Source organism: Spongiibacter tropicus DSM 19543 (assembly GCF_000420325.1).
In the GTDB taxonomy this organism is placed as follows: domain Bacteria; phylum Pseudomonadota; class Gammaproteobacteria; order Pseudomonadales; family Spongiibacteraceae; genus Spongiibacter; species Spongiibacter tropicus.
Genome location: NZ_ATUS01000001.1, coordinates 686,058 through 701,382, shown reverse-complemented (window position 1 = coordinate 701,382; position 15,325 = coordinate 686,058). Strand labels below are relative to the sequence as shown.

Genomic DNA, 15,325 nt, shown 5'->3' with positions numbered 1-15,325 from the left:
GTCGCTATTCCTTGTCGCCGTCGTTATGGTCGCGATGGCGCCATGCTGCTTTGGCGAGTGCGTGGCTCGCTGTCGGGCTGGTAAACAGCACGAAAATAAGAATAAACAGCAGCTTGAGCAGAACCAGTCCCCAGCCAGCCAGCAGCATCAGCCCGGCTAGCAACAGAGAGGTGGCGAGAGTTTCAGTAATACCGGCAGCGTGCATGCGACTGAATAGATCGGGGAAGCGCAGTACCCCCAGCGCACCGGTAAACATCAGAAAGCTGCCCAGGGCCAACAGAATGCCGCTGATGATAGGAATGATCTCGCTCATGAGGCGTCTTTGCCCTCGCTGTATTCCACGTAGCGCAGCAGGGCTATCACGCTGATGAAGTTCATTAGCGCATAAACCAGCGCGATATCCAGAAACTCAGGGCGACCGAATAGAAAGCCGAGTACGGAGATCAGCAATACGGTCTTGGTGCCGAACAGATTGACCGCCAGAACGCGGTCGAAAAACGTCGGGCCGGCGAAGGCGCGGATCATTGCCATCAGCATGACCAGTACGAGAGTGATTGCACAAACTGCCAGCATCATTTTTCCAGCTCACAGGCCCGGCGGCTCATTTCGCCGGTTTCCAAGTCGTTGATGTTGGCCGAGGTCAGCGCATGAACCAATACCGTGTCGTCGTCCAGTTCAACGGCCAGTGTTCCCGGCGTCAGATTAATCGAGTTTGCGTAGATAACCCGTCCCAAATCGGTCTTCTGTGCGACCGGCAGGGTTTTCATTTGCGGGTCGATACTCGCATTGCCGCGCCAAATGCGTTTTACCACATCGATATTGCTCAATAGGATTTGCCAGGCCAGCCAGCCGTAGTAGCGGGGAATATTGCGGGTAAGGTGCACAGGCTGTGATTCGTGATCTACCACGTCCATGCGGTGGCAGATCCACACGACAAGCGCCACTGATACGGCGCCAAGGCTGAGCAACAGACCGTTATAGTGGCCCGAATTGGCCAGCCAGATAATGCTGAGTAGTAGAGAAAGACTGATGGTGTGGCGCATTGCGGTCTCAGTTGATCCGCGTTAGCGCTGTGCTCACGCGGTCTATTCTTTATAGGTTTTTGCAGGGGTAGTGTGCTTTCAGCACCGCCTCCAACAGCGAGCTGGCATCGGCATCCCTGGCATTCTGCTCGGAATCAATAATCTGTTGGGCCAGTACCTCGGTATCCACGCCCTCGGGTAAACAGTACCGTGACATTTTCAGCGTGTCGATATCTGTTGAACCACCGGGTGCGCGAGTTCTCAAGGCGCGCTCCATAAATTCTGAGCGCGGTGCGGCAACCGATACCTTGGTGCTGCCACTCACAAACCCCTGAAGGTAGGCTTTACACACTTCGCCATAAACGTCCCCGCTTTCGTTCAGCATGCGGGTACAACTTCCGCGCAGTGTATTCGCTGACATCTCTTCAACAGCCACCGCAGGGAGCATGAGAAGTGTACAAAAAAACCCTACAAATATACGGCTTAGGCGCTTGCCTGGATCCTGCATAGCGCGGCACCTCCTTCTGGTTTGCGCCCAGCATGTTGGCATTGTCGTCGAGAAAAGTATTGTCAGATTTGTAAAAAAGTGTGGCGAGACCGCTAAGATCGACGCTGATCTGCATGCTAATAAAGCTTGTCAATGCGCAGTGCTTTTCGACAGACTATGGCAAATTTTAGGAAACCAGCCTCCTCGTATGAGTATTGAACCTCAGTCCTGTATTTTGCTTGTCGACGACAATGCCGATATCCGGCATTTGGTGTCGGAATTGTTGGAGACGGAAGGCTATCAGGTGATGACCGCCGAAGACGGCGAAGAAATGTTTGCCTGCCTGTCGCAACAGCAGGCGGATCTGATCCTGCTGGATGTGATGTTGCCCGGTCAGGACGGCTTTGCGCTGTGCAGGAAGCTGCGCTCAGACCCGGAAATGCCGCCGATTATTATGCTAAGCGCCAAGGACGAAGAGATTGATCGCGTCGTCGGTCTGGAGCTGGGGGCCGATGACTATATTGCCAAGCCCTTTGGGCGCCATGAGTTGGTCGCGCGCATTAAAGCGGTGTTGCGCCGGGTAAATGGGGTCAACAGCCGCCGCGGACAATTCGCCTATCGCTTTTCCGGCTGGCACTTCAAACCCGCCCGTATGGAGCTGCTGGATGCTGAAGGCACGGTCATACAGCTTTCCACCAGTGAGAATGACCTGTTACTGGCCTTTGTTCAGAATCCGCAGATTCCCCTTTCCCGCGACCGACTGTTGAGTCTCACCAAGGGGCGCAACAGTGCCGCCTTTGACCGCAGTATCGATTCCCACGTCAGCCGCCTGCGCCGCAAACTCCGCGAGGATGCCAAGCAGCCGGAAATTATCAAAACCGCCTGGGGATCGGGGTACCTGTTTTCCTGTCCTGTCGACACGGTGTGATGCCGCGCCTGCCCGATACGCTCAAAGCCCGCAGCATGTTGCTGCTCAGTGCTGTGTTTGTGTTGTCGCATCTGCTCAGTCTGTGGTTGTTTGAGCAGCACCGTAACGAGAGGGTATTGCTCGCCGAAGCGGCGGATCTTGCCCAGCGTATCAGCGGGATTGTCGATTTAGCCTACGGTTTTCCGGCTGCCGAGCGCGGCAAGATTCTGGCGGCTGCGCAAACGGGTTTTCTGGCCGCTTACGATGATTTGCAGAGCACGGTCGACGACGCCTGCCTGAAAAATACCTTCGCGAACGATGTGGCGTTGAATATCGACAAGGCGTTTTCCCAGCACCCCGACTACGATATTCGCGTCTGTCTGCGGGGTGCCGACCCGGCATTGCGGGGAGAGTGGCGCGATGACATCGATATGCTGGTGAACATTCGTTTTCCCGATGGAGAAACCGCCGCTTTTCGTGCGCGCTTGCCCGAAGCGGGCTCCTTGCTGCACGAGCCCATTGCGCTCTATCTGCTGTTAGTCATGGCGCTGTCTCTGCTGCTGGCCTGGCTGTTGATCCGGCGGCTGATTCGCCCCCTTGAGCAGTTTGGCGAGGCGGCTTCGCGCTTGGGGAGAAACCTGGATGCGCCGCCGCTGGTGGAGCAGGGACCAAAGGAATTGGTACAGGCATCGAAAGCCTTGAATACTATGCAGGCCCATGTGCAGCGCCTGCTGAAAAGTCAGGCAGAGATGGTGGCCGCCATTTCCCATGATCTGAAGTCGGCACTGACCCGCCTGCAACTGCGCACGGAACTGCTCAGCAATGACCGCGAACGAGAGGGATTGGAGCGGGTGGTGGTGGATATGCGCACGATGGTGGCGGCCATTATCGATTTCGTGCGCGGCAATGCCAGCGGCGAACAGCCTCGCCGCACCCAGTTGGATAATCTGCTTGAGAGTCTCTGTGATGACTTGGCCGAGGAGGGCTTGCCGGTCAGTTATGTCAGCCGCGGCACCGGCACCGTCGAATGCCGTCCGGTAGCGCTGCGAAGGGCCCTGCAAAATCTGATCGACAATGCCTTGCGCTACGGGGGACGGGCCGTGGTCAGCCTTAGCCGCGATGATTTGTTTTTTTACCTCGATGTAGAAGATGAGGGACCGGGAATCCCCGAGGGCATGCTGGGCGAAGTCTTGCGCCCTTTTGTGCGGGTCGATGCCTCACGCAGTGAGCGCAGTGGTGGTTTGGGGCTGGGGCTGGCCATTGCGCAAGGCATTGTGCAGGGCCATGGCGGAAGTCTCACGCTCTTTAATCGTCACGGCGGAGGCTTGCGTGCACAAATTCGCCTGCCTGCCAGCGAAGGAGTCGCCCGGCCCTGAGGCCGGGCAACGATTCAGGCGCGACGTTTCTCCACGACCAGCGGCAGACCATCTTTGATTTTGGGCATGGGGATATAGGTGAACGCCACCTTGTAGTCGTCCGGCAGGCGGAATTCATATTTTCTCAGGAACTGGTGCATAAACAGCTTCGACTGCATGGCGGCGAAATGCATGCCGATACATTTGTGGGCGCCGCCACCAAAGGGCATAAAGCAGAAGGGATGGCCTTTCTGCTCAGCGCGCTCCGGGAAGAAGCGTTCGGGGTCGAAACTGTGTGGATTTGTCCAATAATCACTCATGCGATTGGTGAACATGGGTAACTGGAAAATCATGGTATTGGCGGGAATCCGGTGTCCGGCCAGCTCGCATTCGCGAATACTGCGGCGTACCAGTACGGTCACCGAGGGGTTGAGGCGCTGGGCTTCATTGAAAGCGGCGTCGAGCTCTACCACATTTCCCAGATCCTCGTAGTCCAGATAGTCCTTGTGCTGCGCCGCGCCCTCGTCGCGAAGCCGCTGCTGCCAGTCCTGATGTTTCGCGAGGTAGTACATCAGATGGTTGAGTGTGCTGGTGGTGGTGTCGTGGGCGGCAAACAACAGAAAACTGGCATGATCGACAATTTCTTCATCGCTGAAGTAGCTGCCGTCAGGTTTGGTTTCTTTGCACATATGGCTGAGCATATCCTGCCCGTCACCGGCGCGGCGAATTGGAATCAGCTTGGTGATGTAGTCGCGCAGGAAACGCTGTCCGTTTTTGCCGGTGTGATATTTCAAGCCGGGCAGATCCAAACGAATGATGCCTTCCTGAGCATCGAGAATGTCGACAAAGGCCTGGGCGAGTTCGTCAGAGCCCTCATCGTGTTCCTCAACACCATAAAATACTTTGCAGGTCATGCGCAGCAGCAGGTTCTTGACGCTCTCGTAGAAGCGGAAGCTATCATCGAAGACCCAGGCGTCCATGCCACGTTCAAGAATCGGGTTCATGATTTCCACATAACTGCGCATGGACGGGGTTTTGAAACTGGTCTGCATAATCCGACGTTGGAACTTGTGCTCGTCGAAATCCAGGCAAAGCAGGTTGTCGCCATAGAAGGGGCGCAACGCGTAATCGTAGCCCATGCGTGTGGAAAAATTGCGATCACCGTCCAGCAAAAGGGTCTGAGCCATGTCCGGACCCAGTGCCAGTACGCCGGGCTGAGGGCCAAAGTGAACCCGTGAAATGGGACCGAATTCTTTCCAGCGGGTCTCCGCCAGCTTGAAAACGTCGTTGCGCAGTTCGGGCAGTACGCCGATGATCGGCCAGCCGTTTTTGCCGGGGATGTGCTTGAGTTTGCTGTTGTTGGGTTGACGAGTGTAATCCGGGCGATGGTCGCTCGCCGCTGCGCTGGCATTGCTCATGGGGCAGTCCTGTCTGGTTAATTATTATTCGACTTCTGATGGTAGCGGTTGGCCCACCTTCCGCCAACTGGCTTTACATTGCGGTTGGTTAATAATTCATACCGTTGGCGCTAAGTGTCATCAAAGGCATTAACTTGTGACGAAGGTCTATTGGGTGGGAGAGAGTTGACTTCCCCATAATGGTGCATGCATTGTGTCGCGCTGTAGCGACGAGATGAGTATGACAATAAAACGGTAATACGCCCGTCGGCCGACGTACTGGCAAGTGGTCTAAAGCGCGTTATGCATCTGCAACACAATAATGAATCTGATCTCATCCAGACACTGTACAGTGCCCTCACCGATAGGGATGGTTTTCACCGATTCCTTGAGCAGCTCACCCTTTATATTGGCGGGGATGCGGCTGAGTTGCTTGTTATCAGCCGCAAGCCGCTGAGAATTGAGCACGTCTGGTATTACGGACTTTCTGAAGAGCTTTTAAGTTGGTACATCGACAGCAATATGGTGGCTGTTGATGTGGTGATTAACACCGCAATTCAGCACAAGCCCGGCACATTCCAGACGGCACTTTCGTTTGTCGAAGAATCCAATCCTGATGAGGGCTCTATTCGTTGGGAAGAAGAGCAGGGAATGCTGGATGCCGCCTGGCTTGTTGTCGAGAGTTCGGAATCCAGCAGTGTTGTGCTTACCATCCAGAGGACGGTGGAACAGGGTCCATTCCAAGAAAGTGAAATTGCGGCTCTGGATCGCCTCGTTCCCTACATACGGCAAGCCGTTGCGTTAAATCGCCAACTGGCATCGCGCAGTGAGGCGGCATCGTCGCTGGCGGCCGTGATTGACGTGCTCCCTGACGCCACCTTGGTGCTCGATAGCTATTCCACCGTGCTGTACTCCAACAAAGCGGCGCAGTTGTTGCTCGACCGGGAACGCAGTCTGGCGATTCGCGATGAGCGCCTGAGTTTTTCGGAGAATGAGCTGCAATCAGCTTTTTTTCTTGCATCGACTCAGGTGGTGCGCGCCAGTATCGGTCGCGAGGGCCACTATACCGAAACCCTGTTCCTTAAACGGCGGGGCCGCCAACCCCTTATCTTTGTATTGCGGTCTATCGAAAGCAGCGAGCTTTTGGCGGGTGGCGCGCTGGTGAGTATTTATGAACCGGGCAGTCGTGAATTGCCTAACGCAGAGCAGATAGCCGGGTATTTTGATTTGACTTGGGCTGAAGCGCAGGTGTGTGAGCAGTTGGTGGCGGGAATGGATTTGCAGCATATTGCCGATACGCTGGGACGCAAGATCAGCACGGTGCGATACCAGCTTAAACAGGTATTTCAGAAAACCGCCTGCACGCGGCAGGGAGAGTTGGTCAGTACCATCCTGTCAGCGCTGTTGCGCTAGATTGACAGGCCAAAAGAAAATCCCTGCAGGCAGTGGAATTGCCCACTCCCTGCAGGGCCCGGCGTTATTTAACTTGTACGACCTGGTCGGGTTCGCTCAGTTCGCTGATAAAGAACCCACTCAGGTGTTGGGTGTCACCGTCGACGTGGGAAAAGGTCACCAGCACGATATCCTTGCCGTTTCGATCCTTGAGCGGAGCAAAGACCCAGTGGCCGGTTGAGCCGTCTTCCATGGTTTCGTAGTAGTCGAGAGTGCCCGCCGTGTTCACGCGCCAGCCATTCTCGATGTTGCTCGTTTCTTCGCCGAAGAAGTCCACCGTGCCTGAGCCATCGGCGTTCAGGTTCACCTGAATGAAGCCTTCCTCCGTCGGCAGCTCGTAGCGGAAAGACGTGGCCTGGCCCTCGGCAAAACGCTCACTGGCGCTGCGCTCTACGGTGGCGGTTTTGCTGTAAATGCGCTCGCCATCGTCGTCGAACATGCGCAGTTCAACGGGGAATCGTCCGACGCGAAACAGTCCGAAATCCTCATCGCCATCTTCACAGTTCAGTTCTCCCCATTCGACGGCGGAGCAGTTGGCCGTCATATCTGAGAGACCGCCGTCGCCGTCCGTTTCCGAAGTGATGGCCGTTACCGAGAAAACGCCATTGTCCAGCTCATAGTCGCCCCATTCTGAGGTGGCCGCGTTCTCCGGCAGCGAGGCGTCGCCCCCGTCGCGGTTGTTGTGGCTGACCAGGTAAGTGCCGTCATCCATAGTCACCACAACGTTGAACTTCTCGTCGGCTTCGGCCAGATACCAGCTTCCCACTACTGCTGGATCTGTGGTTCGAATGGCGGTAAACGGCACGGTGGCGTCGGCTTCGCTACCCAGATGCAGCTCGTCGTTGACCAGGCGAACGGTATCTTGGCCGCAGCCTTCGCCAAGTTCTTCGCAAAGGCCGCCGTCACCGTCGGATTGCCCGACCGCACTGAAGGTGATATCGCCGGTGTTCGGGTTCCAGTCGTAGTAACCCCATTCCGCCGTTGCGGTGCCCTGATCGTCGTTACCGTACTTGTGAGCGACAATATAGCGATCACCTTCGAGGAAGGTGAGCACATTCACTTCTTCGCCGTTGGGGCCTTTGCCATTGCTGCTTTCCCCGGCCGGCTCGACGAATAGCCAGCTACCGCGCAGATCGGCCTGCCGCGAGGCGTCAAAATGGGCCTCTGCCTCTTCGGCGCTGATCAGCGTTTTCTCTGTTGGGGTGCCCACCGCTGAGGCGTACTCGGTTTCAAAAGCGGCTTGCGACTGTCCGAGCGTCAGCGTCGCACTTTCCAGGGCAGTGTGAATCCCTTCACTGATCGTGATGCCATTGTCGGGATTGCCGTCGTCATCCAGCGACTGGAGCAAGCGCAGAATATTGCTGACCTGATCGGCCTGTTCGGTGCTGGCCATATCGGCCGGTGTAATGCGTCCGGTAGCGGTGACCGCAGGCAGTGAGATGCCGCCGATACTGAATGTGACTGTATCGCCATCCAGGTAGTCGTATTCGCCCACCGCCGTCGTTGTGCCGCTTTTGTTGCCCGGCGATGTTTCATAGCGAATGCCGGCAACCGCGCTGTCGGTAAACACGCCGACGTTGGCCGCGGCGGGTGTTTCCGAACCGCTACCTCCTGATGATGAGCCACCGCCTCCGCAGGCGGTGAGGGCCGCTGCCAGAGCCAGCGAAGAAAGTCTGTACGTGTTCATGTTACCTCCAGTGCAACAACATAGTGTTCAAGGAGGCAAGGGGACCACAGCGCTGACGTGTCCTCATCTCCCAAATAGGGGATGCTGGGGCAACGGTTCCTGACGGCGGTGAAGACTTACGTTCCGCAGAAGGTCTGGTCTACGCGTTCTTCGTCCTTTGCTGGCAGGGCATAATCACGCCATTCCGGGCGATATTCGAAGGGCTGACTCAAGACCCGATTCAGGGTAATAAAGCCTTCCATGTCGCCCTGATACGCGGCGGCGATGGCGGCTTCCACTTGGTGGTTGCGGGGAATAAAGACCGGGTTGGCCCGGCGCATTATGCTGTCGCGTTCACTCGCTGACATCGAATCTTGATCAAGGCGCTGTTGCCAGTCGGCGAACCAGTCGTCAAAGGCGGCGGGCAGGGTAAACAGCTCGTCAATCGCATCGTTGACGGTCAGACCGCCGATCTGCGCTGCGCGATCGCGCAGGGCTCGGAAGCTGAGGGTGAAATCGCCGTCGTGGTCCTGCAGCAATTGTAAAAACGCCTGATAGCGCTGTTCGTCGGCCTCATCCGCGTGGCTCAGGCCCAGTTTGCTGGCCATATGCTGTCGATAGGCGCTGAAAAACTGCGAGGTAAAGGCATTCAGGCTGTTCTGTGCGCGCTCCACCGCGGGCTTGAGGTCGCTCTCTCCTTCCCGGCGCAGTATCGGCAGTATGGCCTGTGCCAGTTGTACCAGATTCCACTGGGCAATCGCGGGTTGGTTACCAAAGGCATAGCGACCCTGATGGTCGATGGAACTGAACACGGTGCCGGGGTGGTAGGCCTCCATAAAGGCGCAGGGACCATAGTCGATGGTTTCACCGCAGAGCAGCATATTGTCGGTATTCATGACACCGTGGATAAAGCCCAGTGACTGCCAATGGGCAATCAGCGCGGCTTGTGCCGCGATAATGTCATCGAGAAGTTGCTCATAGGGATAGTTGGCCTCGGCGGCAGCGGGATAGTGACGGGCAATGACATAGTCGAGTAATTGGCGCAGGGCTCCCTCGTCGTTGCTGGCGGCAAAATACTGCACGGTACCCACGCGGATATGGCTGCTGGCGACCCGGCAGAGAATACCGCCGGGCAGTGCTCGCTCGCGATACACCTTGTCGCCGGTACTCATGGCTGACAGTGCTCGAGTGGTTGGTACACCCAGCCGGTGCATGGCTTCGCTGAGCAGATATTCGCGAATCACCGGCCCCAGCGGGGATTTACCATCGCCGCCACGGGAGTAGGGCGTGGGGCCAGACCCCTTGAGTTGCAGGTCATGGCGCCGGCCCTGCGTATCGATCACCTCGCCCAGCAGCAGTGCCCGGCCATCGCCGAGCTGAGGGTTGTAGTTGCCAAACTGATGGCCTGCATATACGCAGGCAATAGGGTCGCTGCCGTCGGCCACGGCATTACCTGACAGCACCGCTACGCCTTCCGGGCTGCGCAGCCAGTCGGGATCTATCCCCAGTTCCTCTGCCAGCGCAGTATTGAGCAAAATCAGCGCCGGATCGGGAGTGCGGCTGGCGGTCTGGCGGTGGTAAAAGCGCAGCGGCAATTGCAGGTAGCTGTTGTCGAAGGCGATGGGAACGGCGCTCATAGCGGGGCCTTTTGTGTTGGTGTTGGGCAAATGCTTTGTCACGAAGCACCTGTAGATTGTACGCGGGGCCCTGTGCACTTGCGATGTGCGCAGTGAAATTGCTGCTAACAGGCGACGCGGTTGCTGTTGGCAGGGTAAAATTGCCGTGCATTGATTATTCAGACCGGGTGCTCAGCTGTTGAGACATCGGGCAAGCCACTGTGGGAAGCGACACATTCATGTCCTGGTATACCAAGCTGTTTTTCATGTTCTGCCGCCTGGTGTCAACGCCGGTACTGGCGCTGGTAAGGCCCAATATTGTGCAGGTCGACGATGGCTTGCGTGACGCTGTGGAAGGGCGCCCCGTTTGTTATGTGTTGCGCACCTATAGCTGGACGGACCGGTTTCTGCTGGAGCGGATTCTGCGTGCCGAGGGGCTCACCCCGCTGCACCGTACGCCCGGCAAACTGCCTGTGGCGGAAAAGGCGGGCTGCCTGTATTTGCCCGTAATCGCCGGAGATCGCGGTGCGGATCGCAGCACTGCAACCATGGAAACGCTGATGGCCGGGCAGGGTGAGCAGAGCTTGCAGATCGTGCCCGTGTCGGTATTTTGGGGACGTGACCCCGGCAGCGAAACCTCGTTTCTCAAACTGTTGCTGGGCGACGGTGAGCGCGCCGGTGCGCTGCGCAAACTGCTGGTGATTATTGCCCAGCGCAAGAATGTGATGCTGCACTTTGCCTATCCCGTTAATTTCCAGAAGTTGGTGGCGCGCACGCAGGAGCCGCAAGCGGCCGCTGTGCTGCTGGCCCGCACCCTGAGCTTCTACTTCAGTCGCCGAAAAACGGCCTCTCTGGGCCCCAGTCTGCTGTCGCGGCATGAGATCATCAATCTGGTACTGCGTCGGCCCGCCGTGCGCGAAGCCATGCAGGAGGAGCAGGCCGAAGAAAAACTCAGTGCCGCAAAAATCGAGAAAAAAGCCCGCAAAATGGCCGATGAAGTGGCGGCCAATTTCGACTCGCGGATTTTGCGGGTGCTGGATCTGATTCTTAGCTGGGTATTTCGCAAGATTTTCAGCGGCATTCGCCTGCACCATGTCGAGCGTCTGAACCGCACTGCCAACGATCGGCAATTGGTGTACATGCCGAGTCACCGCAGCCACCTCGATTATCTGCTGATTTCCTACGGCCTCTACACGCAAGGGTTGGTGCCGCCACATATTGCGGCCGGGGTGAACCTGAACTTCTGGCCGGTAGGCGGTCTGCTGCGCCGGGGCGGTGCTTTTTATATTCGCCGCAGCTTTGCCGGGCAGAAACTTTATAGTGCGGTGTTTCGAAGTTATCTGGATGTCATTCTGGGGCGGGGCTACCCCGTGGAGTTTTTCCCGGAGGGCGGGCGTTCCCGTACCGGTCGTCTGCTGCCACCTAAAAAGGGCATGCTGGCGATGACGGTGGAAAGTTTCCTCGCCCAGCCGGCGCGGAAGGTCGCGCTGGTGCCGGTGTATGTGGGCTACGACAAGCTGGTGGAAGGCGCGTCCTACGTGAAGGAGCTGCGCGGTGCCGCCAAGCAGAGCGAATCAGCGGGCGGTCTGCTCAAGGCCACAAGGATTTTCAAGTCGTCTTACGGCAGCCCCCATGTGGCCTTTGGTGAGCCGATTGCGCTGGAAGACTGCCTGAGCCACATCGAGCCGGAGTGGCGCAGCAAGCTGCAAAGCGGCGATGAAAGCTTTATCCCTGCGGTTGTCGACCACATCGCCCAGGAAAATATGGAGCGGGTGAATTCGGCGGCAGTCATTAACCCCATCGGTCTGGTGGCGATGATTCTGTTGTCCAGCCCCCAGCGTGCCATGGCTGAAGATGAGCTGCTGAACCAGATCGACGCCTTTGTCGCGCTGCTGAAGCGCCTGCCCTACAGTGCGGATGTTACCTTGCCGGAGGGCAGCGCGCGGGAAATTCTCGACGCTGCAGCACGCACGGCGGGGCTGTCGCGCATCGATCACCGTTGGGGGCCGATTATTACCGCCACAGGCAAAGAGGCGGTGATGCTCACCTATTACCGCAACTCGGTGATGCATGTACTGGCGATGCCCAGTCTGATCGCGCGTTTCTTCCGCCACAGTGAGCAGGTCAGCATCGATGAATTGCGCGAATCCTGCATGCAGTTGTTGCCCTTCCTCAAGCGCGAGTTGTTTTTGCGGGTCGATTTAAACAACTGCGATGATGTCGTGGACAGGCATATCGACAATCTGGTCGAGCAGGGCTTGCTGCTGCGTCGCGGCGAGTCAGTGCTGGCTCGCCCGGAAGTGGGCAGCAATGCCTACGCGGTGCTGACCGGTCTGGGGAGGATTTTGCGCGAGACCTTTGAACGCTACACCATGAGCAGTCTCCTGCTGGTGCATGAGCCCGGGGAAACCGCCGCGCCGCGCAGTGCCGTGGAAGAAAACCTGATTGTAATGGCCCAGCGGCTGTCGATTGTCAGCGGACGGGAAGCGCCGGAGTACTTCGATAAAAACCTGTTCCGGGTGTACCTCGATACCCTGATTGCCCAGAATCTGCTGCATGAGGAAAATCGTGACGGCGAGCGCTGGGTACGCTGCGATGCCCGCCTGCAACTGTTCAGCCAGCGTTGGGTGGCCCTGCTGGGGCCCGATGTCCAGCAAAGTATGTTGCAGTTAATCCGCCAGCCCACCATGAACAGCGACAGCTGAACGACGCCTTGCCCACCGCCGGTTCCGGTGGGCAAGGTTGTCATAAATCTGCCTCAGAACCGTCCCGCCTTTGTCATCGTTGCGCTCTAGCCTGTCATCAATTTAACGACAGAGGCGCCCGGTGTGACCGAGCAAGTAAAACGCTACAAAACGCTATGGCTTTCCGATATCCACCTCGGCTTCAAGGATTGCCGCGCCGAGTATCTGTTGGACTGCCTGAATCACATTGAATGCGACACCATTTATCTGGTGGGCGACGTGGTCGATCTCTGGGCCATGTCCCGCACGCTGTACTGGCCTGCCAGTCACTACGAGGTGTTGCGCACCCTGTTTCGCAAGGCCAATAGCGGCACTCGGGTGGTTTACATTCCCGGTAACCACGACGAACCGTTCCGCGACTATGTCGGGCATATTTTCGGGCCTATCGAAATCCGCAAAGAAGCGGTTTACACCACCCTCAAAGGCAAGCGTCTGTTGATGTTTCACGGCGACTGCCTGGATGAACACATGCAGCTCAGCCGCTGGGAGAATCTGGTCGGCGATGCCGCTTACGATCTGCTGCTGTTTCTCAATCGCTGGGCCAATTTCTTCCGCCGCCGCTTCGGCCATCACTACTGGTCGCTGGCGACCTATATCAAGCAGCGTATTCCCAATGCCCGTCAGGTGATCGACGTGTTTGAATCCGCGGCCGTGCAGGAAGCCAAAAAGCGCGGTCTGGATGGCGTGATCTGCGGACATATCCACCAGCCTGCACTCAAGGATATCGACGGACTGTTGTACTGCAACGATGGCGACTGGATTGAGAACTGCACGCTCTTGGCTGAGGGCGAGCACGGTGAGCTTGAATTACTGCAGTGGACCGAGACCCGCCAGATGTTGGCAAGGGTTGGTGAACCCGCTGCAAAACCCGTGGCAGACGTGCTGCCGCTGCGACGGGTCGGATAACAACGAGGTGACAATATGATTTCCGTAGATTCGGTTATCGACGAACGTTTTCCCCGTATTGCCAAGGGCAATCCCCATATTAAACGCACGCTCACTGCGCTGCTGCGTTACCTGTTTCACGAGGCCGAGTTCAAACAGTTCGAGCGGGATTACCCGCATCTGCGTGGCAGGGACTTTGTCGAGCAGGTGCTGAACTATTTTGATTTTGGCTACGCGGTCAGTGCCCTCGACAAAGAGCGTATTCCGGTCACGGGGCGCGTGGTAATCATTGCCAACCATCCTATTGGCAGCCTCGACGGACTGGCCCTGCTGAAGCTGGTATCTGAAGTGCGCAGCGACGTGAAAGTCGTGGCTAACGAAGTGCTGTATGCCCTCAAGCCGCTGCGCAGTATGTTGCTGCCGGTGGACAATATGAGTGGTAAACGCAATCGCCGGGAAAACCTTCAGGCCATCCACGAGCACCTGGAAGGCGATGGCGCGGTGATTATTTTCCCGGCCGGTGAAGTCTCGCGTTTCAGCCCGTCGGGCATTCGCGATGGTCGCTGGCGGGCGGGCTTTATCAAGTTTGCCGAGCGGGCCAATGCGCCGATTCTGCCGGTGCACATGAACGCCAGGAATTCGGTGTTTTTCTATGCACTGTCGCTGCTGGCCAAGCCGCTGTCGACATTGTGGCTGATCCGCGAAATGTTCAAACAGAACAACCGCACTGTGCGCGTCAGCATCGGCCCGGCTATTGATCCTTCTCTCTACCGCGATCTGCCGCTGACCACGCAGGCCAAAGTGCGCCTGTTCAAGCGCCACCTTTACAAGATCGGCAAGCGCCGCCGTCGTGGCGAGCCCTGCTTTATGCCCGAGGCGCAGCCGGTTGCGCACCCGGAGGACCGACGGGAACTGCGCAGCGCCATTCGTGACTGCGAACACCTGGGCAGCAACCGCGATGGCATGGATATTTATCGCTACGAGTACAGCGGCGACTGCTGCATCATGCGTGAGATCGGTCGCCTGCGCGAAATCAGCTTCCGCGCGGTGGGCGAGGGCACGGGTCTGCGTCGCGACGTAGACGCCTACGACGCCTATTACGACCATATCGTGCTGTGGGACGACAACCAGCTTGAGCTGGTGGGCGCCTATCGCCTGAAGCGTGTCGCGGCATTGGAGCCGGGGCAGGCGCTCTACAGTGCCAGCCTGTTTGACTACCAGCCCGATGCGGCGAACGCCGTGTTTGCGCAGGGTGTGGAACTGGGGCGCAGTTTTATCCAGCCTCGCTACTGGGGGCGCAATGCCCTGGATTACCTCTGGCAGGGCGTGGGCAAATACCTGGCTCGCTACCCCGAGCTGCGTTATATGTTTGGCCCCGTCAGCCTGAGTGATGAGCTGCCTCGCGCCGCCAAAGATGCCCTGTTGGAATTCTATAGCTGCTATTTTTCCAGCGAGTCCGGCGTGGTCGATCCTCACTGGGCCAGCGCAAAAATGCCTTACCGCAGCGAGTCGGCGGTTACGCGTTTCAAGGGCGACGACTACCGGCGGGAATTTGCCGAGTTAAAGGCCATGCTGGCCGAACTGGGCTGCTCGGTGCCGACGCTGTACAAGCAGTACACTGAGCTTTGTGAGCCCGGTGGTGTCAGCTTTGCCGATTTCAATATCGATCCGGATTTTGCCGACTGTATTGATGGTCTGGTGCTGGTGGATATCGAGAAAATGAAGCCAGCGCGTCGCAAGCGCTATCTCGGCCAGTAGAACCTGTGCCCCAAGGCGGCCTGTCTGGCCGCCTGC

Annotated in this window: 13 protein-coding genes; 6 read left to right on the top strand and 7 right to left on the bottom strand. The window is 57.6% G+C overall.

The window, feature by feature from the left end:
- Window positions 1-4: 4 nt before the first annotated feature.
- Genes mnhG through G411_RS0103360 form a run of 4 tightly spaced genes read right to left on the bottom strand, consistent with a single transcriptional unit; the run spans window position 5 to window position 1,443 of the window.
- On the bottom strand, window positions 5-313 hold the full coding sequence (mnhG, locus tag G411_RS0103375; RefSeq protein ID WP_022957764.1) for a monovalent cation/H(+) antiporter subunit G: 309 nt from the start codon (window positions 311-313) through the stop codon (window positions 5-7).
- Complete coding sequence (locus tag G411_RS0103370) at window positions 310-576, bottom strand: MrpF/PhaF family protein (protein WP_028968111.1); 267 nt, start codon at window positions 574-576, stop codon at window positions 310-312. The genes mnhG and G411_RS0103370 overlap by 4 nt, the downstream gene beginning before the upstream one ends.
- Complete coding sequence (locus G411_RS0103365) at window positions 573-1,043, bottom strand: Na+/H+ antiporter subunit E (RefSeq protein WP_022957762.1); 471 nt, start codon at window positions 1,041-1,043, stop codon at window positions 573-575. The genes G411_RS0103370 and G411_RS0103365 overlap by 4 nt, the downstream gene beginning before the upstream one ends.
- 49 nt (window positions 1,044-1,092) lie before the next feature.
- Window positions 1,093-1,443: a Rap1a/Tai family immunity protein gene (locus tag G411_RS0103360; protein ID WP_169530609.1), complete on the bottom strand. Its 351-nt coding sequence runs from the start codon at window positions 1,441-1,443 to the stop codon at window positions 1,093-1,095.
- A 274-nt stretch (window positions 1,444-1,717) separates the two neighbouring features.
- Between G411_RS0103360 and G411_RS0103355 the strand changes: the two genes are divergently transcribed.
- Together G411_RS0103355 and G411_RS21295 are read left to right on the top strand one after the other, a co-directional pair.
- A complete protein-coding gene (locus G411_RS0103355) occupies window positions 1,718-2,437 on the top strand; it encodes a response regulator (protein WP_022957760.1) in 720 nt (239 codons plus the stop codon).
- Window positions 2,437-3,792 (top strand): ATP-binding protein, encoded by a 1,356-nt coding sequence (locus tag G411_RS21295; RefSeq protein WP_022957759.1) that lies wholly within the window; start codon window positions 2,437-2,439, stop codon window positions 3,790-3,792. Before G411_RS0103355 ends, G411_RS21295 begins: the two co-directional genes overlap by 1 nt.
- A gap of 14 nt (window positions 3,793-3,806) precedes the next feature.
- Here G411_RS21295 and G411_RS0103345 read toward each other — a convergent pair whose 3' ends face one another.
- Window positions 3,807-5,189, bottom strand: a complete 1,383-nt coding sequence (locus G411_RS0103345) for a cytochrome P450 (protein WP_022957758.1) — start codon at window positions 5,187-5,189, stop codon at window positions 3,807-3,809.
- 282 nt (window positions 5,190-5,471) lie between these two features.
- Here G411_RS0103345 and G411_RS0103340 point away from each other — a divergent pair, with 282 nt between their 5' ends.
- The gene (locus G411_RS0103340) at window positions 5,472-6,581 is read left to right on the top strand and encodes a helix-turn-helix transcriptional regulator (protein WP_022957757.1); all 1,110 of its coding nucleotides are present in this window, start codon (window positions 5,472-5,474) and stop codon (window positions 6,579-6,581) included.
- Between the two features lie 64 nt (window positions 6,582-6,645).
- Here G411_RS0103340 and G411_RS0103335 read toward each other — a convergent pair whose 3' ends face one another.
- Window positions 6,646-8,307 carry a hypothetical protein gene (locus G411_RS0103335; protein ID WP_022957756.1) on the bottom strand — a complete coding sequence of 554 codons (1,662 nt, stop codon included), beginning with the start codon at window positions 8,305-8,307 and terminating at the stop codon, window positions 6,646-6,648.
- Window positions 8,308-8,423: 116 nt separating this feature from the next.
- On the bottom strand, window positions 8,424-9,923 hold the full coding sequence (locus G411_RS0103330) for a protein adenylyltransferase SelO (protein ID WP_022957755.1): 1,500 nt from the start codon (window positions 9,921-9,923) through the stop codon (window positions 8,424-8,426).
- Between the two features lie 218 nt (window positions 9,924-10,141).
- Between G411_RS0103330 and plsB the strand changes: the two genes are divergently transcribed.
- The 3 genes from plsB (at window position 10,142) to olsF (ending at window position 15,289) form a co-directional block, all read left to right on the top strand.
- Window positions 10,142-12,607: a glycerol-3-phosphate 1-O-acyltransferase PlsB gene (plsB, locus tag G411_RS19165; protein WP_022957754.1), complete on the top strand. Its 2,466-nt coding sequence runs from the start codon at window positions 10,142-10,144 to the stop codon at window positions 12,605-12,607.
- Between the two features lie 123 nt (window positions 12,608-12,730).
- Window positions 12,731-13,552, top strand: a complete 822-nt coding sequence (locus tag G411_RS0103320; protein ID WP_022957753.1) for a UDP-2,3-diacylglucosamine diphosphatase — start codon at window positions 12,731-12,733, stop codon at window positions 13,550-13,552.
- A gap of 15 nt (window positions 13,553-13,567) precedes the next feature.
- Complete coding sequence (olsF, locus tag G411_RS0103315; protein ID WP_022957752.1) at window positions 13,568-15,289, top strand: bifunctional ornithine lipid synthase OlsF; 1,722 nt, start codon at window positions 13,568-13,570, stop codon at window positions 15,287-15,289.
- Window positions 15,290-15,325: the final 36 nt, after the last annotated feature.